The following is a 24,987-nucleotide window of genomic DNA, read 5'->3' on the forward strand; positions in this document are numbered from 1 at the left end:
GTGCGCGGCGCTGGTCGTGCTGGCCGGGTGCACGAGCGACCCGCCGCCACCGAGCCCGAGCGTCACGACCGCGCCGCCGACCGCCCCGCCGACCCTGCCGGAGGGCCTCACCGGGGTGCCGGCGACCGGCGGCATCGGCGTCACCGCCCTCGTCCCCACCACCGGCCCGACCCTGTTCGACGCCGACCGCGGAGCCGTCGCCACCCCGCCCGGCTACCCCGGCGGCGACCTGGGGATGAGCGTGCTCCGGGTCGGGACGCACGCCGTCCTGACGGCCTACCCGACGGGCACCGGCAGCGACGGCCCCTTCGAAGCCCTCGTCTACACCGGCCCCGCGAGCCCGCCGCGCTCCCTCGGCCGCGCCTGGTCGGTGGCACCCGCCGTCGACGGCGAGAGCGTGTGGGTCATCCGGCAGGACGCGCCCGACACCTGCCGGCTGCAGCGTGTCTCCCTCTCCGGCGGCGAGCTCGGCCACGGCCAGTCCGCCAGCTGCCGCACCCAGGTGCGCGTCGGGACCCCGCACGGCCTGCTGATCACCATCAACGCCGGTGTCGCCGAGTCGACCGACGCGCTGATCGACCCGGAGACCGGCCGCACGGTGCAGCAGGCGCCGCGCATCCTCGGCGTCGCCGGCGACCGGATGCTCCTCGACGGCCTCACCGAGTTCACCCTCGTCGACCTGCGGGAGAACAGCCGGCGGCAGCTCAGCCGACCGGTGGTCGCCAGGACGCCCACTGTCGTGCCCTCCCGCGACGGCGGCATCTGGGCCGTCGACTTCGCCAACCCCGCCTTCCGCGGCACCAGCACCCAGACCCGTGACCTCTGGCTGCTGCGCCTGGACGGACCGGACTGGGAGCACGTCGCCGCGATGCCGTTCGTCACCGAGCACCTCAAGCGCGGTGGCGGCTTCGACTGGTCCGGCTCGGGTGACCTCGTGCTGGCCGACGGCGTCCTCGCCGCCTGGCACCCGGGAGAGCCGGTGTGGCGGCTGGGCCGAGCGAAGCTGCCGACGAGCGACTGGTCCGGCTTCGCCGTGCTGCCGTAGCTACTCCCCGTCGAGGCCGTGTTCGATCGCGTACCGGGCCAGCTCGACGCGGTTGTGCAGCTGCAGCTTCCGCAGCGTCGACTGCACGTGGTTCTCCACCGTGCGGTGCGACAGCACGAGCCGTTCGGCGATCTGCCGCGCGGTCAGCCCCTTCGCGACCAGGCGCAGGACGTCGGTCTCGCGCTCGGTCAGGCGTGGCGGCTCGGCGCCTTCGGCCGGCGCGTCGGCCATCCGCCGGTACTCGCCGAGCACCAGCCCGGCCAGGCCCGCGGTGAACACGGGGTCGCCGGCCGCGGTCCGGTGCACCGCGTCCACCAGCTCCGCCGCGGACGCCGACTTGACCAGGTAGCCGGACGCGCCGGCCTTCACCGCCTCCAGGACGTCCTTGTGCTCGCCGCTCGCGGACAGCACGAGCACCTTCGTCGACGGCAGCGCCGACGTGATCTCGCGGGTCGCGTCGACGCCGGAGGTGGTGCCGAGGTTGAGGTCCATCAGCACGACGTCCGGCAGGACAGTGCGCGCGATCCGCACGGCGGCGTCCGCGTTTGGGGCGGTCGCCCGCACGTCGAAGCCGTTTTCGGTCAGGTCACGCGCCACCCCGTCACGCCAGATCGGGTGGTCGTCGACCACCATCACGGAGATCCGCGGCTCCTCGCTCATCCTGCACCTCTCGTGCTCGGCACCCTGACCTCCCACTCCGTGCCCCGGCCGGGCCCGGTGTCGAGGGTCGCGCTCCCGCCGAGGTCGCGCACCCTCCCCCGGATGGATTCCACCACGCCGAGGTGCCCGGCCGCGGCCGCTCGCTCGAGAACGCCGTCCGGAATGCCCGGTCCGTCGTCGCGGATGCTCACCACGACCTCGCCGCCGAGGTCTTCCAGCAGCACCCACGCCCGCGCTTCGGGGCCCGCGTGCTTCTCCACGTTCGAGAGCGCTTCGCGGGTTACCGCGACCAGCTCGTCGGTGACGTGGGCCGGCAGCTCGACGTCGTCCGCCGGCGTCGAGACCTGCACCGACGACGTCGCGAGCAGCTGCAGCGCGGCGCGCAGGCTCGCCGTGCCGCTGTCGTTCGGCGCCGGCGGCTCGGTCGTCACCAGCGACCGCAGCGCGATCTCCTGCTCGCCGGCCAGCTTCGCCAGTTCGGCCGCTTCGCCACCGACCTCGTTGCCGCGCTTGCGGACCCGGGCGAGCACCTGCAGCACGCTGTCGTGGATCGAGCGGGCCAGCCGCTCCCGCTCGGCCGTCGCCGCTTCCTTCCGCAGAGCCTGCTCCAGCCGCGCCGCGGACCGGCGGCCCATCGTCGCGGCCATGCCGACCAGCAGCCCGGCCGCGGCGAGCAGGACGCCGTCGCGGGCGACGTCCAGGTCGAACTTCTCCCGCGCGAGCCCGGTCGCCACCCCGAGGAGCAGCCCGGCCAGCACGCCGCCGCCGGCGCCGAAGCGCGCGCCCGCGGCGACCGGTGGCACGGCCGCCCACACCGTCGTGATGAGCGGGACGTCCGCGGCGAACTGCGCGTCGGACAGCACCCACGGCGAGGTCAGCAGCAACGCGGTGGTGAGCACGAGGTCGAAGACCACCAGCGCCGGCGGCCGCGTCCGCTCGCGCAGGTAGAGGAAGCTGCTGACCACCGACCACAGCGCCATCACGCCGAGGACGGTCCAGGCCAGCCACTCGCGCTCGTAGTGTCCACTTTGGATGATCACGGTACCGGCGGCGAACGCCCAGGTGAGCAGGCGGAACGCGAGCACGCCACGCCACATCGGCGTGACCGGGTCGGGCGTCCGCGCCGAGGTCATTCGTCTTCGTCGCCGCGCGTCGGCACTTCCGCGTTGCCGGACCCCGGCTCGGCGTCGTTCGGCTGCGCGGCCTGGTCCGTGAGGACGTTCACCTCGGCCGGGTCCGGGTCGGTCTCGTGCAGCAGCGACCGGACGCCGGCGTTGAGCACCGCCAGCAGCGGCACGGCCAGCAGCGCGCCGGGGATCCCGGCCGCGACCAGGCCGGCGGTGATGGCCAGCACCACGGCCAGCGGGTGCAGCTTCACCGCGCGGCCCAGCAGCAGCGGCTGCAGGACGTGGCTTTCCAGCTGCATCACGCCGATCACGATGGCCAGCACGATCACCGCGCCGATGAAGCCGTTCGTCACCAGGGCGACCAGCACGGCGACGCCGCCGGTGATCACGGCGCCGATGATCGGGATGAACGCGCCGATGAACACCAGCGTGGCCAGCGGGATCACCAGGGGGACGCCCATGATCCACAGCCCGATGCCGATGCCGACGGCGTCGACCACGGCCACGGCCGCCGTCGCGCGCACGTAGCTGACCAGCGACGCGAACCCGCGGCGCCCGGCGACGTCCACGCGGTTGCGGACCCGCCGGGGCACCGCGCGGACCAGGAACGTCCAGATGCCTTCGCCGCCGCTGAGGAAGAAGATCGTGATGAACAGCGTCAGCAGGAACCCGGTGAGGATTTCGCCGACGGTGCTCGCCGTGGTCAGCGCGGTCGTCGTGATGGACGCCTGGTTGTTCTGGATGAACCCGATCGCCTGGTTGATGAAGTCCTGGATCTGCTCCTGGCGCAGGTGCGGCGGCCCGTTGAGCAGCCACTCCTTGATCTGGTTGAGGCTGTCGTTCAGCTGCTTCTGCAGCTGCGGCAGGCCGGAGGAGAACTGCGTGATGACGAACGTCAGCAGCCCGCCGAGCACCGCCAGCCCGGCGATCAGCACGATCGCCGTCGCCAGCCCGCGCGGGAACCGCACCGCGACCAGCTTCTGCACCGCCGGTGCGAGCAGCGCGGACAGCAGCAGGGCGATGGACAGCGGGATGATGACGACGGACAGGTAGCCGATCACCCAGAGCACGGCGTACAGCGCGGCGACCACCACGATGAACCGCCACGCCAATGCCGCGCTGATGCGCAGGCCCCGGGGAATCAGCCCGGTGATGTCCTCGTGCTCCGGCAGGAATGGATCTTCGCGTCGCGCGTGGCTCACTGGCACACCGTACTGGCTGGACGTCCGATTCGGCCGCTTTCCCGCGGCCGCGTCGGCACCGTTCGCTGCCAGGGGTGATCACCCGCCGTCAGACCGGGCTACACAGTGTGTCGTTCACACGATGGGGGCATCAAGCCGTGTCGAGGATGCGCGGGCCGCCGCCGGTTTGGTTAGGTCGCTTCCGCAACGCAATGTTGCCGATCGATCACCCGGCTTTCGAAGGAGACGCACCCGTGGCCGACCACGCGACGAACGAGGGGCAGGGCGCCAAGCGCGCCGGCCGTCTCGTGTCGCGTGCGCTGCTCGTGCTCGGCGGTGCCGTGGCCGGCACCGCCGCCGCTTGGCTCGTCTCCGGTGCGACCGCTTCCGCGGACACCGTCGAGGTGGGCACCGCGTCCGTCACCCCGGTCACCGAGGCCGCGACCGGCAGCATCGGCGACGTGAAGGACGGCGCGTCGGACGCGGCGAGCGATGTCTCCGCCGCGAGCTGCCAGCAGGACGCCACGACGTGGAGCCAGCCGTGCGCCCGCGTCCTCGGGCACGAGGTCTCCGACCGCGTCAGCGACTCGGTTTCGGACTTCGCCGAGGACGCCGTCGTCAGCCCGGCGCACCGCACCCTCGGCGCGGTCGAGCACATCGTCCGCAAGCCGCAGGACACCCGCGAGGTCCTCGAGCAGACCTTCACCCCCGAGCCGGCGCACGACGTGCTGCAGCTGCTCGACCCGGCCGGCCACGGTGACCTGGTTCCGCTCCCGGGGCTTGCCCCGGTCGAGCAGGAGCCGGTGACCACGGGCCTCGGCCAGGCCACGGACCCGGTCGCCGTCTCGACCGTCCAGCTCCCCGCCGCGCTGCGAGCCGCGCTCGCAATGCCGACGGGTTTCCAGTACGACGACGGCACCGGTGCCGCGGGCGAGTCCCGTGATTCCCACCGTGACCTGCCTTCGCCGCTGACCCCGGTGCAGCTTCCGGTCGCACCGTCCGTCCCCACCGCCCCGGGTGGCACCACGGCCCCCGGTGGACACCTCGACGGCCTCAACTTCGGCGTCCCCTTCTGGACGACCGAAGCCGTCGACTCCGCCGTCGCGGCGATGAGCCGCGCCGGCCTGCGCCACACGGCGCGCACCCCGGGCGAGCAGCCCGGCGTCACTCCTGACTGAACACCTCCCCTCACGGGTCGCTGACGCGCCCAAGTCCGTCTTCATCTGACGGCTCTGCGTCCGCGCGATACCCGTGATCAGGCGGTGCGCTTTTTCGCGCCCGCAGAAGTTCCATCCCCCTCTGGTGCGGCTCGGACACATTCCCTTTCGACGAGCGCACCCCCATAAGCCCGCAAGGGAACCCGAAATAAAGGAGAAAAACCCCATGCAGACGTGGGCAAAGCGCGGACTCCAGACCGCACTTGTCACGGGTGGGTTGCTGATGCTGGGTACCGGCATCGCTTCGGCTGACGAGAACGTCAACCCCGACGCCCCGGCCTCCCCGCTCGACCTGAACGTCACGGCTCCCATCCAGGAAGCCAACAACGCGGTCGGCACCCCCTTCGGCCAGCTGGACCTGCCCGCCGGGCAGACGGAGCTGAGCACCAAGCCGGTCACCAACGCGGCGAACGAAGCGGCGAAGCAGCTCGACGAAGCGAGCCCGATCAGCCAGAGCACCCTCGGCGGTGCCACCAAGGCCGACGGCGCGGGCGCCTTCACCCCGGCGCACAACAACCTCAAGGGCAACAAGGTCACCGGCGACGTCGTCGTCCCGATCCAGATCGTGGACAACGCGATCGGCGTGATCGGCGACGCGAACGTCGTGGGCGGCAACCACACGCAGACCTGGGACCACAACCAGGACATCGCGACGACCGGCGAAGGCTCCAGCATCGCGGGCAACGCGGTCGCCCTCGACTGGGCGCTCCCCGTGCAGATCGCCGGGAACGGCGGCGGCGTCGCCGGCGGCACCGGCCGCGTGACCGGTGGGTCGGCCAGCCAAAGCGCCACCGAGACCGGCAACGTCGACACGAACGGCGACGGCTCGGCCCTCTCCGGCAACGTGGTGGCGGGCCAGCTCGCCACCCCGGTCCAGGTGACCGGCAACGCCGCCTCGTACCTGCTCGGCAACGGGCAGAGCCACGGCTACTCCGCCGACACCGCCGCGACCTCCGGTGGCTCGCTGTTCAGCTCCGGCGACAACAGCGCGGGATCGGGCAACGTGGTCGGCGCGCCGATCGCCCTGCCGGTCAAGTTCAACTGCAACTCGGGTGCCGTGTGGGGCTCGCTGTCGAACTCCGACGGCTGCAACACCTCCGCCGACGCCAAGGCCGGCGACACGCGCGAGGGCAGCCTCGGCATCCCGACCTACGTCCAGACCAGCGGCAACGACTCGTTCCTGTCCGGCACCGGCGGGGCGGCCTCGCTGTCCCCGATCGCGAACGTCGCGGGTGTCGCGGGCTCGTGGATCGGCAACGCCTCGGCGGGCATCCCCGACGCCGGCAGCTCCTCCAGCACGGTCGACTCGGGCGGCTTCGTCAAGACCGCCGGTGACAACGCGAGCGGCTCGGGCAACGTCCTGAACCCGTCGGTCGCGCTGCCGGTCGAGGTCTTCGGCGTCGGTGGCACCTACATCGGCCAGGCGAACGCGGCGCACGACAACACCACCGACGCCAACGCGGGCAACGGCAGCTACACCAAGGGCAACGACTCCGTCCTCGGTGGCAACATCGTCAACACCCAGGCCGCGGGCGCGCCCGAGGTCTTCGGCATCGGCGGCAGCCACATCGGCAACGCGACCGGCTCGGCGACCGAGGACAAGACGGTCACCGCCGGTGCGTACGACGGCACGCAGGGCAGCGACTCGTCCGGCTCGGGCAACGTCGTCCAGGTGCCGGTCGGCCTGCCCGCCGAGGTCTTCGGCGTGGGCGGCTCGTTCATCGGCCAGGGCTCCGGCTCGGCCGACGAGACCAAGGTCGTCTCCGGTGGCGGCGGTGGCAGCACCCACGACGACAACGGCTTCCTGAGCTCGAACCTGGGCACCGTGCCGGCTTCGCTGCCGGTGCAGGTCGCCAACATCGGCGGCGCGTTCGTCGGCCAGGGCCACGGCAAGGGCTCGACCGACACGACGTCCAACGCGGGCGGCGACGTCACGGCGAACGGCCCCGCGGGCGCCGGCGCCGGCAACATCGTCGAGGCCCCGGTCTCGCTCCCGGTGCTGGCCGCCGGCAGCGGTGCCGCCCTCGCGGGCATCGGCACCGGTGAGAACAACAACATCACCGACTCCACGGCGGGCGGCGACGCCCTCACCGACGGCCAGGACGGTGCGCTGACCGGCAACATCGTGAAGGCCCCCATCGCGGGTGCCGCGCAGCTGTTCAGCGACGGGGTCGCGGCTGCGGCCCTGGGCCACGGCCTGGGCACGAGCGACACGATGTCGCAGGCGGGCGGCGACGCCACCACCAACGGTGACCGCGGCAGCGTGGCCGGCAACATCATCGGCGCCGACGCGCTGCCGGTGGCGCAGGTCTTCGGCGACGCCGTCAGCGCGGCGGGTGTCGCCAGCGGCACCGGGATCAACACGACGTCCGTGCACAACGCGGGCGACGACACCACCTCCGGTGTCGAGGGCGCCATCTCCGGCAACATCCTCGACATCCCGGCCACGGCGATCGCGCAGCTGTTCGGCGACGCGGTGACCGTGGGCGGCGTCGCGCACGCCGTCGGCGACAACACGCTGACCACGCAGAACGGTGGCGAGCCCGTCACCGAGGGCGACGGGTCCAGCCTGTCGGGCTACAACTTCTACCACGCGCTCGCCGTGCCGGTGCAGATCTTCGGGGTGCCCCTCGAGCTGCTCGGGGTCGCGACCGCGGACGCGACCGACATGACGAGCATCGACGGGAACGACGACGCCATCGCGTTCCCGGTCGACGGTTCGGAGATGGCGGCCGACGAGCTGCCCTCGCTGACCGGGCTCGCCAGCGGCCTGCCGACGGCGGGGCTGCCCACCCAGGGCCTGCCCGCGCTGCCGACCGCGCTGCCGACCGCCGCGCCGATCGGTGCCCAGCGTGCCGACCTGCCGACCGGGGGCAACCCGCTGGCCGGGCTCTCGCAGCTGGCGCACCTGCCCACCCCGGGCGGCGTCTCCGGCGTCCCGGCGCTGCCGAAGCCGACCCTGCCCAACGCCTCGGCGCTGCCCGCGGTGACCGGCCTGTCGGCACTGGGTGGTGCGCTGCCCGGGCACACCGAGCGTGCGGACCTGCCGACCGCCGGCCTGCCGATCGCGACGCCGGCCCTGCCGGTCCTGGCTGCCCTGCCCGGCACCGAGCGTGCGGACCTGCCCACCGGTGGCCTGCCCGTCGCGCTGCCGGCGCTGCCGACCGGTGGCCTGCCCGTCGCGCTGCCGGCCCTGCCCGCCCTGGGTGGCGTCCCGGCGCTGCCGGTCGCCCTCCCGGTGACCCCGGCCCTGCCGGCCACCCCGGCGCTGCCGGCCGCCCCGGCGCTGCCGGTGAACGCCAAGCTGCCGGTGCTGAACAGCGCCGCCCCGGCCGCGCAGGTTCCGGCCATGTCGGGCCTGGACTCCACCGGCTTCCTCGCGAAGCTGCTGGGCCTGGTGAAGCGCAAGTAGTTCGGTGACGCCGGGCGGGTTCAGCCAGAACCCGCCCGGCCCCCAACCCCGGCAGGCGCTCCACCGCGCCGCGAGGTCTCCTCGCACGGAGCGCCTGACGATCGAAAGAACGCTCCTTCCCTGGAGACGGCGAGCCCCAGGAACCGATCAGGTTCCTGGGGCTCGTTCGTGTTCCGGGCCGGTCAGGAGAACTGCAGCGACCGCTTCGCCAGGCCGTGCCAGAAGCCGTCGATCACCGTGCGGCCGGACTTCTCCTCCGCGGTCGCGCCAAGGGAGACGAACAGCGGTGCGAAGTGCTCGATCCGCGGGTGCGCGAGCGTGGCCGACGGCGCCTTGTGCCGGAAGTCGAGGAGCGCGTCGACGTCTCCGCCGCGCACGGCCTCCTCACCCCAGTGGTCGAACTCGGCCGACCACGCGGGCGGCGTCCCGTCGGTGGCGCGGGCCATGCCGCTCAGGTTGTGCGTGAAGAAGCCGCTGCCGATGATCAGCACGCCTTCGTCGCGCAGCGGCGCGAGCTTGCGGCCGAGGTCGAACAGCTCCTGCGGGTCCAGCGAGGGCATCGAGACCTGCAGCACCGGGACGTCGGCGTCCGGGTACATCTCGACGAGCGGCACGTAGGCGCCGTGGTCGAGGCCGCGCTCCGGCGCGTCGTGCACAGGGGTCTCCGTCGAGCGGAGCAGCTTCCGCACCTTCTCCGCCAGCTCCGGCGCACCCGGCGCGGCGTACTTCACCTGGTAGTAACGCTCGGGGAAGCCCCAGAAGTCGTAGACGAGTGGCACGGTCGTGGTGGCCGCGATGGTCAGCGGCGCCTCCTCCCAGTGCGCCGACACGACCAGGATCGCGCGGGGCTTGGGCAGGTCGGCCGACCAGGCGGCGAGCTGGCGGGTCCACGTGGGGTCGTCGGCGAGCGGCGGCGCTCCGTGGCTGAGATAGAGGACCGGGGTGCGGGTCATCGACGGCTCCAGTGCTTGAAAGTTCAACTACTACAATACCTGACGCCCTCGCGTGCCGGGATATTCCTCAGGCGGCTTCGAGGTTCGCCGCGCAGCGCTCCAGGGAGCGGATCATCGCGCGGTAGTCGTCGTCGCTGATGCCGTCCATCGCCGCGGCGCGGAAGGCCTTGATGCGCTCCTCGACGCGGGCGTGGGTGGCGCGACCCGCGTGGGTGAGCTCGCCGTTTTCGGCGAGCCAGCCGCGCTCGCGCAGGTCGGCGATCTTCGGGGTCATCGACCCCTCGGCGGTGACGAACGGCGCCATGACCGCGTCGACGTCCTCCGGCGTACGGGCGCCGAGGGCGATCGTGTTGAGTACCTGCCAATGCCGCCGGGTCAGCGACTCCGTGTCGAGGACCCGGCCCATGGAGGATTCGAGAAGCTCGTGGACGTGGCGCAGGTGCCAGCCGAGGGGTTTCATGGATACTCCAGCCATGTAGATGAACAACTACATGTAAAAGTACATGTAGTTCGGAGGTGGGGCAACCATGACGGACGCGGTGGCCGACGTCGAGCGCGCGATGATCGCCATCCGCCGCAGCCAGCAGCGGCGGGCGCTGAGCCGGATCGGCAAGGCCCGCGGCCAGGGCGCGCACGACCCGGTGCACGAACTGCTCGACGTCGTCGAAGAGCTCGCCGAACGCGGCGAGCCCAGCACGGTGACGGCCTTGAGCGCGGCGATGGGCGTCGACCAGCCCCGCGCCAGCCGGCTGGTGGCGCGCGCGGTCGAGCAGGGCCTGCTCCGCCGCGAAGCCGATCAGCGCGACGGACGGCGTGCGGTGCTCGTGCCGACCGAGGCCGGCCAGGCGCACCTCGACGAGCTGCACGCCTTCCGGCGCTCGGTGTTCGCCGAGGTGATGGCGGACTGGCCGGAGGACGACCGCGAGAACTTCGGCCGGCTCCTCACGGCGTTCGTCCGCGGGTACAGCGCGCTCGGCTAGTCGTGCGAGAGGTCCACGAACCGGCTGTAGTGCAGCTGGTGGGCGACGGTGATCGTCGCCGTCGGGCCGGCACGGTGCTTCGCGATGATCAGGTCCGCCTCGCCCGCGCGCGGGTCGTCGCGCTCCCACGCGTCGGGGCGGTTGACCAGGATGACGAGGTCGGCGTCCTGCTCCAGTGAGCCGGACTCACGCAGGTCGGACAGCATCGGGCGCTTGTCCGTCCGCTGCTCGGGACCACGGTTCAGCTGGCTGATCGCGATCACCGGGACCTCGATCTCCTTGGCCAGCAGCTTCATCTGCCGCGAGAACTCCGAGACCTCCTGCTGCCGCGACTCGACGCGCTTGCCGGAGGTCATCAGCTGCAGGTAGTCGAGGACGACGAGCTTCAGGTCGTTGCGCTGCTTCAGGCGCCGCGCCTTCGCCCGGATCTCCATCATCGTCATGTTCGGCGAGTCGTCGACGAACAGCGGTGCCTCGGACACCTCGCTCATCCGGCGGGCCAGCCGCGTCCAGTCGTCGTCGGACATCTTGCCGCCGCGCATGTCGGCGAGGCGGATCTTCGCCTCGGCCGAGAGCATGCGCATGACGATCTCGGTCCGGCTCATTTCCAGCGAGAAGATGACGCTGGTCAGGCCGTGCCGGATGGACGCCGACCGCGCGAAGTCCAGGCCCAGTGTCGACTTGCCGACACCGGGCCGAGCCGCGACGATGATCATCTGGCCCGGGTGCAGGCCGTTGGTCAGCTCGTCGAAGTCGGTGAACCCGGTCGGGATGCCCTGGGACTGGCCACCGCGCGAGGCGATCGCGTCGATCTCGTCCATCGTCGGCTGCAGCAGCTCTTCCAGCGCGACGTAGTCCTCGCTGGTCCGGCGCTCGGTGACGTCGTAGATCGCGGCCTGCGCGCGGTCGACGACCTCGTCGATGTTCGCGCCGTCCGCGGCCGCCGCGCCGTAGCCGTACTGCACGATCCGGGTGCCCGCCTCGACCAGCCGGCGCAGCACCGCCTTCTCCGCGACGATCTCCGCGTAGTAGCCCGCGTTCGCCGCGGTCGGCACCGTCGCGATCAGCGTGTGCAGGTAGGGCGCGCCGCCGACGCGGCCCAGCTCGCCCCGGCGTTCCAGCTCCGCCGAGATGGTGATCGGGTCGGCCGGCTCGCCGCGGCCGTAGAGGTCGAGGACGCAGTCGTAGATCGCCTGGTGCGCCGGGCGGTAGAAGTCGTCGGGGCCGAGCGCCTCGATGACGTCGGCGACCGCGTCCTTGGACAGCAGCATGCCGCCGAGCACGGACTGCTCGGCCGCGATGTCCTGCGGTGGCTGGCGGTCGAACCCGCCGCCGGAGCCGGGGTCGCTCGGACCCGGGTCGGACTCCGCGTACATCGGACTGCGGTCGTCGGTCAGCGCCACCGCCCCGGACACCCCCTCATCGTGTCGAACATCTGTTCTAGTATGCCGGATCTTCGCTCTCGAAGCACCCGGCTCGATCCGGGCCGGGCTCGTCCCCTGATGATCGGCGAGATCGCCGTCCGGCTCCGGGAGGCACGCCGGGCGCCACCGTGAGTACCGGCCCGAGCGGGCACGCTAGATCCCCCGGAAGGCCGAAGGCAATTCGGGATGGGGACCCATCTGTGGACAACCTGGGGATGAATGGGGGCAACCAGTCACAGGTGCCGCGACAGCTGTGGACAAGTTGGGGACAAGCGTGCTCGGGTTCGGGGAATCCCCAGGTCAACGACTGTGAACAAGGTGTGGAGAACTTCCCGGAAACTCGTGCGGCGTGTCGCGCGAAATCCGTTGTTCGGCGTGTCGTGGACCAGCTGGAGACCATTGAACCGCGCGACCTGTGGATGAAAATCACGGAGGGTAGAGCCGTAACCCGGTGGGCTGAACGGCCAACGGGTCAGGCCGCGGTGAGCCGTGCCTGTGCGCTGCGTAACCGGTCAGCGAGAACGCGCTGGTCGGCCGGGGTGAACGCGATCCGGCTCTCGCCGCGGCCCGGCACCTCTTCGGTCAGCCACCGGCCTTCCGACGTATCGATGTAGTTCACCGGCCGTTCGATGCGGTGCCAGGCTCCGCTGCGGCTGCGGGCCGCGACGTACAGGCTGCCACTCCCCATTCGGCGTAACGCCAGGATCCGCCGGAGCTCGTCGACCTCGTGCGAACCCTCGGCCGGGCGGTCGTTGCGGAGCACCGCGTACCCGCCTTCGTCGCCGCGGGCGGTCCCCTCGATCTGGCTCTTGGGCACGGCGAGCGGCGTCCCGCGCCCCGGCGCCAGCTTCGGGATCTGGCCGAGGAAGTCGTCGAGCAACTCGCCGGGGCGCGTGGACTCCAGCACGACCACGTCCAGCTCCTCGTGCTTGGCGAGCACGAACGCTTCGCCACCGGCGCTGCCGGCGAGCAACCGGTAGCTCACCGGCTTGCCCTGGAAGCCGCCGTCGATCCAGCCGTAGTACTCGAGCTGCGGCCGGGCGACGGCTTCGACCGTCGCGACGAACCCGGGGTGCATGCCGCGCGGGCCGAACAGCCCGGCCTTGGCGAGTTCGGCGTTGACCCGCTCGTCCTCGGCGCGTTGGGCCTCTTCGCCGTACCAGGTCGGCGTCTCCGACAGCACCGTGTGCGGTTCGCCGCCGCGCCGCCGGATCAGGTTGATCAGAGTGGCGGTCGTGATGGTGACCTGCCTGTCCAGCACGCTTTCCCCCAGTGAAAAGGTCGTGAACCCGCGAACGGCCGGGCGCGCCCATCTTGGCACGCGCCCGGTGGTCCCGCCTGCGCTACTCGCCGATGACCGGCGGCGCGGTCAGCTCGTCGGTCCCGAAGATGTCGTTCGGGTCGTCGCCGAGCAGGTACTTCGACGTGCGTTCCTCGTCGCCGCCACCCTGGCCCTTGGCGCCGTGGCCCATGCCGCCCATCCCGCCCATCCCGGTGGAACCGGTGCGCCCGGCCGCCGCGCCGCCCGCGCCCAGCGCGCTGCCGGCACCCATCCCGCCGCGACCTGCGCCGGCCGCTCCCGCGCCGCCCGGCAGGGCCGCGCCGGTCGAGCCGCCAGGTCCGAAGCCCGCGCCGCCCGGGCCGAAGCCGGCCGTCGGGTCGCCGACGCCGCCCGAGCCGCCGGGACCGAACCCGCTGCCTCCGCCACCGGAGAAGCTCGGCGTGCTCCCCGGGCCGAAGCCCGGCACACCCGGCACGTCCGACGGCGTGAAGCCCGACGACTGCGTGCCGTCGCTGAAGTTCGGCGGGGGGTAGCTGCCGCCGCCGGGGAGCTTCGACGGGTCGTAGCTCCCGCCGGGGACGTTTCCGGGGGCGAAGCTCGGCACCTTGGCCGGGTCGTAGCCACCGCCCGGCACCTTCGACGGGTCGAAGCCGCCGCCGGGGGTGTTCGGCGGCTGGGCGTTGAACGACGGGACGCCGCCCGCACCCGGCATGGTCACCCCACCGGGACCGGTGCCGGTGCCGTTCCCGGTGCCGTCACCCGGCTTCTTCTTGCCGTCCTTGCCGCCGTCGACGTTGACGTTCTCCTGCTGCCCCTTGAGCGCGGAGTACTTCGGCATGTTCTGGCCGTTGTCGTTGCTCGCCTTGAAGTAGGTGTTGAAGGCGTCGACGTTGGCCTGGCCCTTGGTGTTGTAGTCGCGGATCGCCCGGTCGGTGTCGGTCGTCCACGGCGTGATCGAGTTGAGCAGGTTGTTCTTCGGCGGGTCCTTCGGGACTTCCTGCACCTTCGCGTGCACCGTGGTGAACGCGGTGTTCTGCTCGCCGAGGTACTTGTCGGAGTCGGTGAGCTTGGTGCCCGAGTCCTCCATCCACACCCGCAGCGGGTGCGCGCCCGCGTTCTGCGCGGCCTCGGAGCCGCCGCCCGTCCAGGCCGCGTCCATCTCCTTGGCCAGGCTGTCGATCGTGGTGAGCCGGTCCGCGTAGGCGCCCTTGAGCCGGCTGGCCGCCGCTTGCCCGTTCTCGATCGAGCCGGTGCCGGGCCCGTGCGTGATCTTGTCCCAGATGTCGTAGCAGTCGATCTTGCGGTCACCCTGCTGCGACGTGTGGTCGTCCGAGTGCGTGGTCGCCATGTTGTAGGCGGCGAAGCCGCCGAGCAGCACCAGCTCCAGCATCTCAGCCCTCCTTCAAGGTGTGGATCATCGCCTCACCGAACTTCTGCGCCACCGAGCACGGGTCCGACGCGCCCGAGCCGTGGTCGTACTGGACCAGGATGTTGACCGCCAGCTGGTCGGTCACCCCGACGAACAGGCCGCACTTGCCGTCCTTGCGGTCGTCCAGCGCGGCGGCGTAGACGGCCGGGTACCCGTCCGCCTGCGTCTCGCCGAAGTAGGCGTCGTTCGCCTTGGTGTCGTAGACGTCCTGGAGGCCGTTCTTGTTCGCCGTCACCGTGGTCACGTCGATCTGGTTGCCCGGGTCGGCGGCTTCCTGGAACGTGCAGCTGGGGCCGTTCGCCGTGCTGCGCGAGGTACCGTCGCCGAGGCTCAGCGTGGCGCGGCCGTCCGCGTTGATGGTGGTGCAGGCGTCCGAAGTGATGTTCGCGGCGTTCAGCGGCTCCGGCACCCGCGGCGCGGAGTCGGCGGCGGAGCGGGAGGTCTCGCTGCTGCTGGAGTCCGTCGTCTCCGCCGGGTTCGCGGTGCCCCGCGTCTTGGCGGAGCAACCGCCGACGGCGAGCACGGCGAAGACCAGTGCCGGGACGGCGAGAAGTCGTCGGTTCACGTGGCCGGGTTCCCCGTCTGCGAAAGGTCGGCCTGCGTGTCCGACTCCTTGGTGGTGATCTTCTGCTTCGCCGCGGTGAGCGCGTCGATGTAGTTCTTGACGTACTCCTGCATCTTCTGGTTCTGCTCGAGGAACGCCTTGCCGGACGGGTTCGCGAGCTTCTCCCAGTCGCCGCTGGCGAACTCCTTGCCGGGCGCCTTGACGTTCGCCATCAGGTTGGCGTCGTCGTAGTCGCGCTTGAGGTCGGCCTGGAGGTCCTGCCACTTCTTGATGACGCCGTCGATCTTGTCGGCGTCGAACGTGAAACCACCCCCGGCCGGCGCGGACATGCTGACCTGGTCACCCATCCGAGTGCGCTCCCTTCGCGTCCCGCTCCATTGTCCTACGACGGCGCCGGTGTGTCCGGCGTTCCCCCGAAACGCGTGAAGGCGGGCCGCTCCCGAAGGAGCGACCCGCCTGTCGCGGCGTACCGCCTTACTGCGAGGCCTTGACCTCGAGCCGCACGTCGACCTTGACGTCCGGGTGCAGCCGGGCGCCGACCGAGTGCTTGCCGACGGTCTTGATGTGGTCGCGCAGCTCGATGACGCGCTTGTCGAGCAGCGGGCCACCGGCCGCCTTGATCGCGTCGACGATCTCGCCGGCGGTGATCGAACCGAAGAGCTTCTTCGAGCCCTCGGCCGCCTTGCCGGTGAGCTGGACGGCGCCGAGGCCCTCCAGCGTCGCCTTGATCTCCTTGGCGTGGTCGAGGTCGCGGATGCGACGGCTCTCCTGCGCCCGCTGGATGGTGCGCACGTTCTTCTCCGCGCCCTTGGAGGCCGCGATCGCGTAGCCCCGCGGGAGCAGGTAGTTGCGCGCGTAGCCGTCCTTGACCTCGACGATGTCGCCGGGGCCGCCCAGGTTGGCCACGTCCGTGGTGAGGATGATCTTCGCCATGTCAGTGCCCTCCCTTAGCGCGCGGTCGAGGTGTAGGGCAGCAGCGCCATCTCGCGGGAGTTCTTGACCGCGATGGCGATGTCACGCTGGTGCTGGCTGCAGTTGCCGGTGACGCGACGGGCACGGATCTTGCCGCGGTCGGAGATGTACTTCCGCAGCAGGTTGGTGTCCTTGTAGTCGATCAGTTCCGGGCGGCCCTTCTTCTCGGCCTTGCAGAACACGCAGACCTTCTTCTTGGGCTTGCGGATGGGTGGCTTGGCCACTGGTTACTCCTGGAATCTCAAATCTGTGTGGGTGTGTACGAGATCAGAACGGGGGCTCGTCCGAGAAGCCGCCGCCACCGCCGCTGCTGGCGGCCGGGGCGGAACCCCACGGGTCGTCGGCCGGCATTCCGCCACCGCCGCCACCGCGGTTCCCGCCGCCACCGCCGCCGCCGAAGTCACCACCGCCGCCGCCACCGCGGCTGACCTTGTTGACCTTGGCCGTGGCGTAACGCAGCGAGGGGCCGATCTCGTCGACCTCGAGCTCGACGACGGTCCGCTTCTCGCCTTCCTTCGTCTCGAAAGACCGCTGCTTCAGGCGGCCCTGCACGACGACGCGGGCGCCGCGGGTCAGGGACTCGGCGACGTTCTCCGCCGCCTGGCGCCAGATGTTGCAGCGCAGGAACAGCGCCTCGCCGTCCTTCCACTCGCCCGACTGCTTGTCGAGCGTGCGGGGCGTGGACGCGACGGTGAAGTTCGCGACCGCCGCACCGGACGGGGTGAAGCGCAGTTCCGGGTCGGACGTGAGGTTGCCGATCACCGTGATGACGGTGTCTCCAGCCATCGGGAATACCCTTCGGCTCAGGCCTTGGCGGCAGCGGGCTTGGCCGCGGCGCGCTTGATCTCGCGACGCATGACCTTGGTGCGGAGCACGGTCTCCTGCAGCGACAGCTGGCGGTCCAGCTCCTTCACCGCGTCCGAGGACGAGTTCAGGTCGAGCAGGGCGTAGATGCCCTCCGCGTGCTTCTTGATCTCGTACGAGAGACGACGACGGCCCCAGACGTCGACCTTCTCCACGGAACCGCCCGAAGTGCGGATCACGTTGAGGAAGTTGTCCAGCGTGGGGGCGACCGTGCGCTCGTCGAGCGTGGGGTCCAGGATGACCATTACCTCGTAATGGCGTGACACAACCACTCACCTCCTATGGGCTCGCGGCCACGGACTGTCCGTGGCAGGAGGGTTTGTCCAGGTAAGGCTACCTGGGGGTACCGGCAGGGCCGGACAGCGGGGTCAGCTCGCGCGCCGCACGACCCAGGTCCGGACGAGCCCGGCCGTGACGCCGGCGAGCACGATCACCGCGAGCAGCATCGGCAGCTGGACGTCGTTCGCCGAGCCGGGCGAAGCCAGCGACTGCGCGTTGCCCGCGTCGCGGATGTCGGCGCCCTGCCCGGCCTGGTCGCCCTGGCCGGCCTGCGGCGCGGAGGCGTCGCCGGGGAGGGTGCCGTTCGCCGGGTAGCGCGCGCCCGGGGCGACGGCCGTGCCGGCGGTCGCCGTCGGGATGCCGCCGTAGTCGCGCATCGGCGCGCTGCCGCCGGTGCCGCCCGCGGTGCCCGGGTTCAGGTTCGAGAGGTTGCCGGACGCGCCGCCGGGGACGGTCCCGGTGCCGCCCGCCGCCGTGCCGGTACCGCCGGTGCCCTGCTGGCCCGGCGTGCTCGGGGCGACGTAGTTGGCGGCGAGCAGGGTCAGGTTGCAGCCCTTGGCGACGGTGCTCTCCACGCTGTCGAGGGTCTTGTTCCAGTCGAAGCCGAGGCCCCAGGTGCCGGAGTTGGCGAGCGCGGTGCGGACCGCCTTGCCGATCGCCGCGCCGGTGGCCTCCCCGCCCGCGGAGTTCGGCACCTGGCCGACCGGGATCGCGTGGTTCTTGGCGATGGAGTCCCCGGCCCAGCTGCCGACCGCGAGGGTGCCGGCGTTGTTCGCGCCGTTGGTGACGAGGGTCTTGACCGAAGCTCCGTCGATCGCCACCTGGTCGCCCATCTGGGCGGTGACCGTGCCCGTGCAGCTGCTGCTCACGACCTGCTGGGTGGCGGCGGCCGGGCCCGCGGAGAGGAACGCACCGCCGGCCACGAAGGCGGCGACAGCGGTGACAGTCAGGGTCTTCCGCACGGGCTCTGTCCTCCAGAGGATCACGGGGGCGTCGTTCCAAGCACCAGCAACACCAGGTGTACCAGGATCAACGAAGGGAATACGCGAAAGATACTCGGCAGTCGGGTCAATTCGCAGCGGCCATTCGGCGGAGCACCCACGTCCGCACGAGGCCCGCGCTGACTCCGGAGAGTGCCAGCACCGCGATCAGCAGCGGCAGGTTCGACCCGTCCGTGAAGCCGGTTGACCCGGACGGCAGCGCCTCGGCCTGCCCGGCCGTCTGGATGCCCGAGTTGCCGGCCGCCGGCTGGTCGGGTCCGGTGAGGCCGTACTGCGGCGCGTATCCCGGGATCTGGCTGCCGTACCGGATGGCGGGCGACGGCGTGAACAGGCCGGCCGTCGCGAACGGGATGCCGCTGTAGTCGCGCATCGGCGCGTAGCCCGTGCCGATGCTGAACGGGAAGCCGCCGAACACCGGGCTGCTCGAGAAGCCGGGCAGCAGTGGGCTGTTCGCGTCCGGGATCGGCGTGGTGCCCGCCGGGGTCCCGCCCTGCGGCGCGCCCCCGGTCCCGCCCTGGGCCGGCGGTTGCTGCGGGTTGCCGCCCGTGCCGGGCTGCGGCGACGCCTGCTTGCCACCGCCGTTGATCGTGTCGAGGCCGCCGGTCGCGGCGGAGTTCAGGCCGTCGGCGCCCTGGTTGATCGCGCTCGCCGCGGGCGCGCCGATCACCGGGACCGGCGAGACGACGGTGTTGACCACGTTCACCGTGACCTTGCAGACCGTGTTGATCAGGCCGCCGACCACGCTCGTGAGCACGGTGGTCGCCTGCCCGACGATGCCGAGGTCGATGGCGGGGAGGCCGAGGATCGAACCCTGGATGTGGTCGCCGGGGTTCGCGGTGACCGTGCTGCCGCAGGGGACGGTCTTGGTGTCTGCGGAAGCGGAGCCGGGCAGGCCGAGCACAGCCGAACCAGCGAGGACGACCGCCGTCGCACCGACCGCCGTTGCCCTCCGTGTCCGATCCCGCATGCTCGCCACCCTCTGTCTCGTCGCCTCTCCCCAGGACAACGACGTTAAGGCAGCACGGTGACGCCCGCTCGCTCAGAAATGTCCGGCATTCGAGTGGAAGCGGGGGTCACCGTCGGTGAGAGTCAGGCTGGTGAGCGGCGGATCCACGCCCGGACGAGGGCCGCGGCGACGATCGCCAGCGCGAGCACCGCGAGCAGCATCGGCAGCTTCGCCGGCGGTGTGACGGCGGGCAGCGCCTCGGCCGTGCCGGACTTCTGCTCGTCGACCGTCGGGACCTGCTGACCGGGGATGACCTGCGCGATCACCGGCGCCTGCACCAGGCTGCCGGGCAGCAGCGCGGAGTTGGTGTAGATGCCCGAAATGGCGTCACCGGGCAGGCCGGCGCCGCCTTGGCCGGTGATCACCGGGCCGGTGCTGTCGCCGGGCGGCGTCTGCCCCGGCGGCTTCGGTCCCGGCGGTCCCGGCGGCGTCGGCGGCGTCGGCGGCGCGGGCGGGTTCGGGTTCGGCGGGAGCGGCAGCGGCGGCAGCTCACCGGCCACACCCTGCGTCACACCGCCGACGGTGTTCACGACACCCTGCGCGGCCGGGCAGACGGTCTTGGCGGCCGCGTCGCCGACCACCGGCACGTCCCCGATCCCGAGCGCGCGCACGGTGTCCCCCACCGGAAGCGTGAGCAGCGGCGCCGAGCCGTTCGTGTTCTTGGCGCTGGAGTCGAGGCCGACGGTCAGCTGGTTCGGAGCGTTCAGCGGGGCGCCGGCGTCGAGGACGAGGCCGGTCTTCGCGTCGCGGGCCTGGCCGTTCTGCAGCGTGGCCGAGCAGTCTCCGCCGAGAGTCGGGCTGGTGTCCGCGCTCGCGACGCCCGGCATCGCCAGAGCGGCCGAAGCGGCGAAAGTGAACCCCAGTGCGGTGATCCGGGCGAGCTGCTTCCCCATCGATGCCCTCCGGCAGTCGGACCAATCTGGATCACGGAACGCGCTCACGGTACTCCACGAGCGTCACCACCAGGTCCCGAAGGGCGAGGAAAAGGCCGGAGTAGCGTGCTCGGCATGCTGATTGGCGCCCATGTCCGTGACGACGACCCGTTGACCGCGGTCGCCGAGCGCAAAGCCGACGTCGTCCAGTTCTTCCTCTCGGACCCGCAGGGCTGGAAGGCCCCGAAGCCGCACCCCCACGGCGAGGCCATCGCGGCCGACCCGGTCGAGGTGTTCATCCACTCGCCCTACCTCATCAACGTGGCTTCGCTGAACAACCGGATCCGGATTCCCTCCCGCAAGAACGTCACGCAGCACGCGGACGGCGCGGCGGCCATCGGCGCGAAGGGCCTGATCGTGCACGGCGGGCACGTCGGCGACAACGACGACGTCGAGGCCGGCCTCGACAACTGGCGCAAACTCTTCGAGCGCGAGCAGGAGAAGGGCGGCTTCAAGGTCCCGATCCTGATCGAGAACACCGCCGGCGGCGAGAACGCGATCACCCGCGACCTCGAGGTCATCGCCCGGCTGTGGGACAAGGTCGGCGAGTTCGGCGCCGGGTTCTGCCTGGACACCTGCCACGCCTTCGCCGCGGGCTGGGACCTCGCCACCGCCGTCGAGCGGGTCAAGGCCATCACCGGCCGGATCGACCTGGTGCACCTCAACAACTCCCGCGACGAGTTCGGCTCGACCCGCGACCGGCACGCCAACGTCGTCGAGGGCGAGGGCACCATCGACCCGGAGGCGCTGGTCGAGGTGGCCCGCGCCGCGGGCGCGCCGGTCGTCGTCGAGACCCCGGCCGGCAGCCAGGCGGCCGACATCGCCTACCTGCGCGAAAAGCTCGGCTAGGTCATTACAAGCTAGGCGGCCGCGACCTTCCGGCGCCGCCGGACGGCGTTCGGGACGATCGCGTCCCGGGCACCGTCGAGGAAGCCGCCCGCCGGGTCGTCGTCGCCGTCGGCGCGGATCAGGTCGGTGCCCGGGTGGTAGATCTCGCGCACCACCAGCACGCACAGCGCGGCGACGGCGAGGTCGCGGAGCACGACCGTGCCGAGGAACCAGCCTTCGGGCAGGCCCTTGTGGTCGACGCCGAGGTAGTAGAACATCCGCGGCACCCAGACCAGCGCGTCGAGCAGCATCCAGCTCAGCAGCAGCCGCCAGCGTGGGATGGCCAGCACCGCCAGCGGCACCAGCCACAGCGAGTACTGCGGGCTCCACACCTTGTTCGTCAGCAGGAACGCGGCCACGACGAGGAACGCGAGCTGGCCGACGCGCGGCCGTCGCGGCGCGGCGAGCGCGAGGTACGCGATCCCCGCGCAGCAGGCGAGGAACAGCACGGCGACCGTGAGGTTCAGGTACGTCGGCGTCTGGTTCTTCTGCAGCACGCCGTCGAACCCGGCCCAGCCCGTCGTGTACGAGAGCACGTTGTACAGCGAGTCCGGGTCCATCGGCCGCAGCGTGTTCATCCGGAAGAACTCCCACCAGCCGCGGGTGGCGGTGAGGATGAACGGCGCGTTCACCGCCAGCCACGTCACGACGGTGGCGGCCGAGTTCTTCCAGAACGGCGTGAGCTTGCCCGCGCGCAGGCACAGCACGAACAGCACGCCGAGCAGGAACAGCGGGTAGAGCTTGGCCGTCGCGCCCAGGCCGAGCAGCAGCCCGGCGAGCAGCGGCCGCTTGCGCGCCCAGGCGAGCAGGCCGGTCGCGGTGAACGCGGTCGCGATCGCGTCGAAGTTGGTGAACGCGTGCACCAGCACCAGCGGCGAGACCGCCACCAGCACCATGTCCCACGGACGGCGTTTCATCGTCCGGCCGGTCGCCCAGACGGTGACCAGCCAGGCCAGCGCCAGGAAGAACGCCGTGATGTCGAAGTAGACCGCCACCGGGAGCCCGCCGGGCAGCCAGCCGCTCTCGGCGACGTTCTCCCAGCCCGCCGCGAGCTTCGCGTTCGCCCACTGGAAGAGGCCGGTGAACACCGGGTACTCCATGTACCGCGTGTCGTTCTCCGCGGTCTGCGAGCTCTCCTTCCACGACGTGTAGTACGGGAAGGTGCCCGGCCGGTCGAGCCGCTCCGAGCTGTAGAGCGGCACGATGTCGGAGTAGCACATCGCGACGAACGGGCGGCCCGCGCGCCAGTCGAGCTGGGTGGCGCCGCTGGAGTCCTGGTACTGCTGGATGCAGGAGCCCTTGCCGAACCAGCAGAGCATCAGCGCGAGGGTGGCCAGCAGCAGGCCGACGCGCTGCGGCGACCAGAACCAGTGCCTGCCGACCGCCGCGTGCTCGCCGAGCGGGCCGCCGATCGGTCTGGTGACCGCGGCCGCGAGGGGCTCGTTCCAGCTCGGGACGACCCGTTCCGCCCGGGTAAGCGTCACGGGGCCGGGGTCCGGCTCGCGCGTGGTCTCCTCTGGCACGACTGCGGATGTTAGCGGTGATCGGCCTAGGCGGTGGTGAAGGCGGTGATCATGCCGGATTCGCGTAGTACGAGGCCAGGACCTCCGCGGCGGCGCCCCGCGTGACGATCTCCTCGCCGAAGGCGTCCTCGACGACCTCGATGCGCTGCCAGTGCGGCAGCGGCAGCAGCTCCTCCAGCCGCTCCGAAACGGCGTCACGGTAGGTGCCCGGTTCGTCCCGCACGGCGCGTCCGGCCAGCACGATCCGCTCCAGGTCGAGCACCTGGACGAGGTCCGCGAGGCCGATCCCGAGGAAGCCGGCGGCGGTCCGCGTGTCGGGCGCCTGCTTGGCCATGATCTCGACGCAGCCGCGTCGTCCGCAGGCGCAGACGGGACCGTCGTAGGCGATCGTGGTGTGCCCGAACTCACCCGCGTTTGTTCGCGGGCCGCGGTAGAGCCGTCCGTCGATCAGCAGGCCGACGCCGATGCCGGTGCCGACGAGCACCACCGCCGTCGCCGTCGGCTCGCCGTGCGGCCAGAGCTGGGCGAACGCGGCGGAATTGGTGTTCTTGTCGAGCGTCACCGCCAGGCCGGTGCGCTTCTCGAGCAGGTCACGCAGGGGGACGTCGTGCCAGCCGGGCATGTTCGTCGCGTCGCGGACCAGGCCGGCGAGGTGGTCCAGCGGGCCGACCGCGCCGAGGCCGAGGCCGAGCACGTCGAAGCCGTCGGCGAGCTCGAGTGCGGTGGCGCCGATGGCCTCGACGGCCTGCTCGGGCGTGAAGCCGGCCGGGAGCGGGCCGCCGGCCGTCTCCTCGACCTCGCCGATGAGGTTGGTGCGCAGCACGCGGTACTCGTCGCGGTCGAGACGCGCACCCAGCGCGTGCCGGGCGCCGGCCCGGATGGTCAGCTGCGTGCGGGGCTTGCCGACCCCCGTCGACGCCTGGCGTTCTTCGTCCAACAAGCCGGCTTCGAGGAGTTCGGGCACGATCTTGGAGACGGCCTGCTGGGTGAGCCCGGTGCGTTCGGCGAGTTCGACGCGGCTGAGGCCGCCGGCGCGCAGGATGTGCGTGAGGAGCAGGGCACGGTTGTGTTCGCGCACGTCGCGCAGGTTCACCCCGGTGTCCGCCATGGACAGGATCTTCCCACGCCTGGTCAATTACGCAACAGTGTTGTTTAATGGGCCGCATGAGTGACTTGCGCGTGGGCATCCTTGGGTACGGCATCGGCGGCCGCGTCTTCCACGCGCCGCTGGTGGCGGCGACGCCCGGGCTCACCCCGGCGGTGATCACGACGTCGAGCAACGCCGGCCAGGCGCGCACCGACCACCCTGGCGCGGAGGTGGTGCCGGACGCCGACGCGCTGTTCGAGCGGGGCGGCGACCTTGACCTCGTCGTGGTCAGCACGCCCAACCGCACACACGTGCCGCTCGCGCTCCGCGCGATCGAGGCGGGCCTGCCGGTGGTCGTCGACAAGCCGTTCGCGCCGACCGCGCTGGAAGCCGAGCAGGTCGTCGCCGCGGCGAAGGCGGCGGGCGTCGGCCTGACGGTCTTCCAGAACCGGCGCCTCGACTCCGACTTCCTCACCGTCCGGAAGGTCCTGGAATCCGGGAAGCTCGGCGAGGTGTTCCGCTTCGAGTCCCGCTACGACCGCTGGGTGCCCAAGCCCAAGGACAACTGGCGCGAGTTCGGCGACCCGGCCGAGGCCGGCGGACTCCTCTACGACCTGGGCGCGCACATCGTCGACCAGGCGCTGCAGCTGTTCGGCCCGGTCACCCAGGTCTACGCCGAGGTCGACCGCCGCCGCGCCGGCGTCCAGGTCGACGACGACGTGTTCGTCGCGTTGAGGCACGCCAACGGCGTCCGGTCGCACCTGTGGGCCTCGGCGCTCGCGGGCACCCAGAACCCGCGGTTCCGGGTCCTCGGCGACCAGGCGACGTTCACCAAGTACGGCCTCGACGTGCAGGAACCCCAGATCAAGTCGGGCATGCGCCCCGGCGACGACAGCTGGGGCGTCGAGCCCGCGTCGGACGCGGGCAAGATCGGCGTCGGCAACGACCTCAAGACGGCGCCCACCGAGATCGGCTGCTACGAGCAGTTCTACGCCCAGGTGCGCGATGCGCTGCGCGGCGAAGGTGACTTCCCGGTCGACCCCGAGTCGTCGGTCGAAGCCCTGCGCGTGATCGAGGCCGCGCACCGCTCCGGCGTCGAAGGAACCGTGATCAGGCTCTGAGCCTCCCCTGACTGGCCGTGACGCCGGTGACCCCCAGCG

25 protein-coding genes are annotated in these 24,987 nt (G+C 71.6%); 6 read left to right on the forward strand and 19 right to left on the reverse strand.

Annotation, left to right across the window (positions count from 1 at the left end; genetic code table 11):
* The first annotated feature begins 16 nt into the window (after positions 1-16).
* On the forward strand, positions 17-1,045 hold the full coding sequence (locus OG738_RS11700; RefSeq protein ID WP_329053557.1) for a hypothetical protein: 1,029 nt from the start codon (positions 17-19) through the stop codon (positions 1,043-1,045).
* On the opposite strand, the gene OG738_RS11705 is transcribed toward OG738_RS11700, so the two are convergent.
* The 3 genes from OG738_RS11705 to OG738_RS11715 are packed head-to-tail and all read right to left on the reverse strand — an operon-like array spanning position 1,046 to position 4,034.
* Positions 1,046-1,705, reverse strand: a complete 660-nt coding sequence (locus OG738_RS11705) for a response regulator transcription factor (RefSeq protein WP_329053559.1) — start codon at positions 1,703-1,705, stop codon at positions 1,046-1,048.
* Complete coding sequence (gene macS, locus OG738_RS11710) at positions 1,702-2,838, reverse strand: MacS family sensor histidine kinase (protein WP_329053560.1); 1,137 nt, start codon at positions 2,836-2,838, stop codon at positions 1,702-1,704. Before macS ends, OG738_RS11705 begins: the two co-directional genes overlap by 4 nt.
* Positions 2,835-4,034 carry an AI-2E family transporter gene (locus tag OG738_RS11715; RefSeq protein WP_329053561.1) on the reverse strand — a complete coding sequence of 400 codons (1,200 nt, stop codon included), beginning with the start codon at positions 4,032-4,034 and terminating at the stop codon, positions 2,835-2,837. The genes macS and OG738_RS11715 overlap by 4 nt, the downstream gene beginning before the upstream one ends.
* Positions 4,035-4,267: 233 nt before the next feature.
* Between OG738_RS11715 and OG738_RS11720 the strand changes: the two genes are divergently transcribed.
* Both OG738_RS11720 and OG738_RS11725 read left to right on the forward strand, forming a co-directional pair.
* Positions 4,268-5,191 carry a hypothetical protein gene (locus OG738_RS11720; protein ID WP_329053562.1) on the forward strand — a complete coding sequence of 308 codons (924 nt, stop codon included), beginning with the start codon at positions 4,268-4,270 and terminating at the stop codon, positions 5,189-5,191.
* Positions 5,192-5,396: 205 nt separating this feature from the next.
* Positions 5,397-8,642 carry a beta strand repeat-containing protein gene (locus OG738_RS11725; RefSeq protein ID WP_329053564.1) on the forward strand — a complete coding sequence of 1,082 codons (3,246 nt, stop codon included), beginning with the start codon at positions 5,397-5,399 and terminating at the stop codon, positions 8,640-8,642.
* A 182-nt stretch (positions 8,643-8,824) separates the two neighbouring features.
* Here OG738_RS11725 and OG738_RS11730 read toward each other — a convergent pair whose 3' ends face one another.
* On the reverse strand, positions 8,825-9,595 hold the full coding sequence (locus OG738_RS11730; protein WP_329053566.1) for a dioxygenase family protein: 771 nt from the start codon (positions 9,593-9,595) through the stop codon (positions 8,825-8,827).
* A 67-nt stretch (positions 9,596-9,662) separates the two neighbouring features.
* On the reverse strand, positions 9,663-10,055 hold the full coding sequence (locus tag OG738_RS11735; RefSeq protein WP_329053568.1) for a helix-turn-helix domain-containing protein: 393 nt from the start codon (positions 10,053-10,055) through the stop codon (positions 9,663-9,665).
* Between the two features lie 67 nt (positions 10,056-10,122).
* On the opposite strand from OG738_RS11735, the gene OG738_RS11740 reads away from it, so the two are divergent.
* Positions 10,123-10,575 (forward strand): MarR family winged helix-turn-helix transcriptional regulator, encoded by a 453-nt coding sequence (locus OG738_RS11740; RefSeq protein ID WP_329053569.1) that lies wholly within the window; start codon positions 10,123-10,125, stop codon positions 10,573-10,575.
* On the opposite strand, the gene dnaB is transcribed toward OG738_RS11740, so the two are convergent.
* The 12 genes from dnaB to OG738_RS11800 all read right to left on the reverse strand — a co-directional run bounded on the left by dnaB (position 10,572) and on the right by OG738_RS11800 (position 20,290).
* On the reverse strand, positions 10,572-11,978 hold the full coding sequence (dnaB, locus tag OG738_RS11745; protein WP_286003564.1) for a replicative DNA helicase: 1,407 nt from the start codon (positions 11,976-11,978) through the stop codon (positions 10,572-10,574). The genes OG738_RS11740 and dnaB overlap by 4 nt on opposite strands.
* A 493-nt stretch (positions 11,979-12,471) precedes the next feature.
* Positions 12,472-13,260, reverse strand: a complete 789-nt coding sequence (locus OG738_RS11750; RefSeq protein WP_329053570.1) for an ESX secretion-associated protein EspG — start codon at positions 13,258-13,260, stop codon at positions 12,472-12,474.
* A gap of 82 nt (positions 13,261-13,342) precedes the next feature.
* Positions 13,343-14,671 (reverse strand): hypothetical protein, encoded by a 1,329-nt coding sequence (locus tag OG738_RS11755; RefSeq protein WP_329053572.1) that lies wholly within the window; start codon positions 14,669-14,671, stop codon positions 13,343-13,345.
* A 1-nt stretch (position 14,672) separates the two neighbouring features.
* Entirely contained in the window at positions 14,673-15,275 is a 603-nt protein-coding gene (locus OG738_RS11760) for a DUF3558 domain-containing protein (protein ID WP_329053573.1), read from the reverse strand.
* Positions 15,272-15,622 (reverse strand): hypothetical protein, encoded by a 351-nt coding sequence (locus tag OG738_RS11765; protein ID WP_329053574.1) that lies wholly within the window; start codon positions 15,620-15,622, stop codon positions 15,272-15,274. The genes OG738_RS11760 and OG738_RS11765 overlap by 4 nt, the downstream gene beginning before the upstream one ends.
* A 127-nt stretch (positions 15,623-15,749) precedes the next feature.
* Positions 15,750-16,208 carry a 50S ribosomal protein L9 gene (rplI, locus tag OG738_RS11770; protein WP_329053576.1) on the reverse strand — a complete coding sequence of 153 codons (459 nt, stop codon included), beginning with the start codon at positions 16,206-16,208 and terminating at the stop codon, positions 15,750-15,752.
* Positions 16,209-16,222: 14 nt separating this feature from the next.
* Entirely contained in the window at positions 16,223-16,471 is a 249-nt protein-coding gene (rpsR, locus tag OG738_RS11775; RefSeq protein ID WP_003098744.1) for a 30S ribosomal protein S18, read from the reverse strand.
* A 43-nt stretch (positions 16,472-16,514) separates the two neighbouring features.
* Positions 16,515-17,033: a single-stranded DNA-binding protein gene (locus OG738_RS11780; RefSeq protein WP_286000828.1), complete on the reverse strand. Its 519-nt coding sequence runs from the start codon at positions 17,031-17,033 to the stop codon at positions 16,515-16,517.
* A 17-nt stretch (positions 17,034-17,050) separates the two neighbouring features.
* Positions 17,051-17,377: a 30S ribosomal protein S6 gene (rpsF, locus tag OG738_RS11785; protein ID WP_286000829.1), complete on the reverse strand. Its 327-nt coding sequence runs from the start codon at positions 17,375-17,377 to the stop codon at positions 17,051-17,053.
* A 102-nt stretch (positions 17,378-17,479) separates the two neighbouring features.
* Entirely contained in the window at positions 17,480-18,352 is an 873-nt protein-coding gene (locus OG738_RS11790; RefSeq protein ID WP_329053588.1) for a hypothetical protein, read from the reverse strand.
* A 106-nt stretch (positions 18,353-18,458) separates the two neighbouring features.
* Positions 18,459-19,358, reverse strand: coding sequence for a hypothetical protein (locus tag OG738_RS11795; protein ID WP_329053590.1), 900 nt, complete (start codon positions 19,356-19,358; stop codon positions 18,459-18,461).
* Positions 19,359-19,480: 122 nt separating this feature from the next.
* Positions 19,481-20,290, reverse strand: coding sequence for a hypothetical protein (locus OG738_RS11800; protein WP_329053591.1), 810 nt, complete (start codon positions 20,288-20,290; stop codon positions 19,481-19,483).
* A gap of 114 nt (positions 20,291-20,404) precedes the next feature.
* Here OG738_RS11800 and OG738_RS11805 point away from each other — a divergent pair, with 114 nt between their 5' ends.
* Positions 20,405-21,178 carry a deoxyribonuclease IV gene (locus tag OG738_RS11805; protein WP_329053592.1) on the forward strand — a complete coding sequence of 258 codons (774 nt, stop codon included), beginning with the start codon at positions 20,405-20,407 and terminating at the stop codon, positions 21,176-21,178.
* 11 nt (positions 21,179-21,189) lie between these two features.
* Here OG738_RS11805 and OG738_RS11810 read toward each other — a convergent pair whose 3' ends face one another.
* Positions 21,190-22,740: a glycosyltransferase family 87 protein gene (locus OG738_RS11810; protein WP_329053594.1), complete on the reverse strand. Its 1,551-nt coding sequence runs from the start codon at positions 22,738-22,740 to the stop codon at positions 21,190-21,192.
* A 49-nt stretch (positions 22,741-22,789) separates the two neighbouring features.
* Positions 22,790-23,848 carry an ROK family transcriptional regulator gene (locus OG738_RS11815; protein ID WP_329056664.1) on the reverse strand — a complete coding sequence of 353 codons (1,059 nt, stop codon included), beginning with the start codon at positions 23,846-23,848 and terminating at the stop codon, positions 22,790-22,792.
* A gap of 56 nt (positions 23,849-23,904) precedes the next feature.
* On the opposite strand from OG738_RS11815, the gene OG738_RS11820 reads away from it, so the two are divergent.
* Positions 23,905-24,948 (forward strand): Gfo/Idh/MocA family oxidoreductase, encoded by a 1,044-nt coding sequence (locus OG738_RS11820; protein WP_329053596.1) that lies wholly within the window; start codon positions 23,905-23,907, stop codon positions 24,946-24,948.
* Positions 24,949-24,987 lie beyond the last annotated feature (39 nt).

Origin of the sequence: Amycolatopsis sp. NBC_01488 (genome assembly GCF_036227105.1) — a bacterium.
Lineage (GTDB): Bacteria > Actinomycetota > Actinomycetes > Mycobacteriales > Pseudonocardiaceae > Amycolatopsis.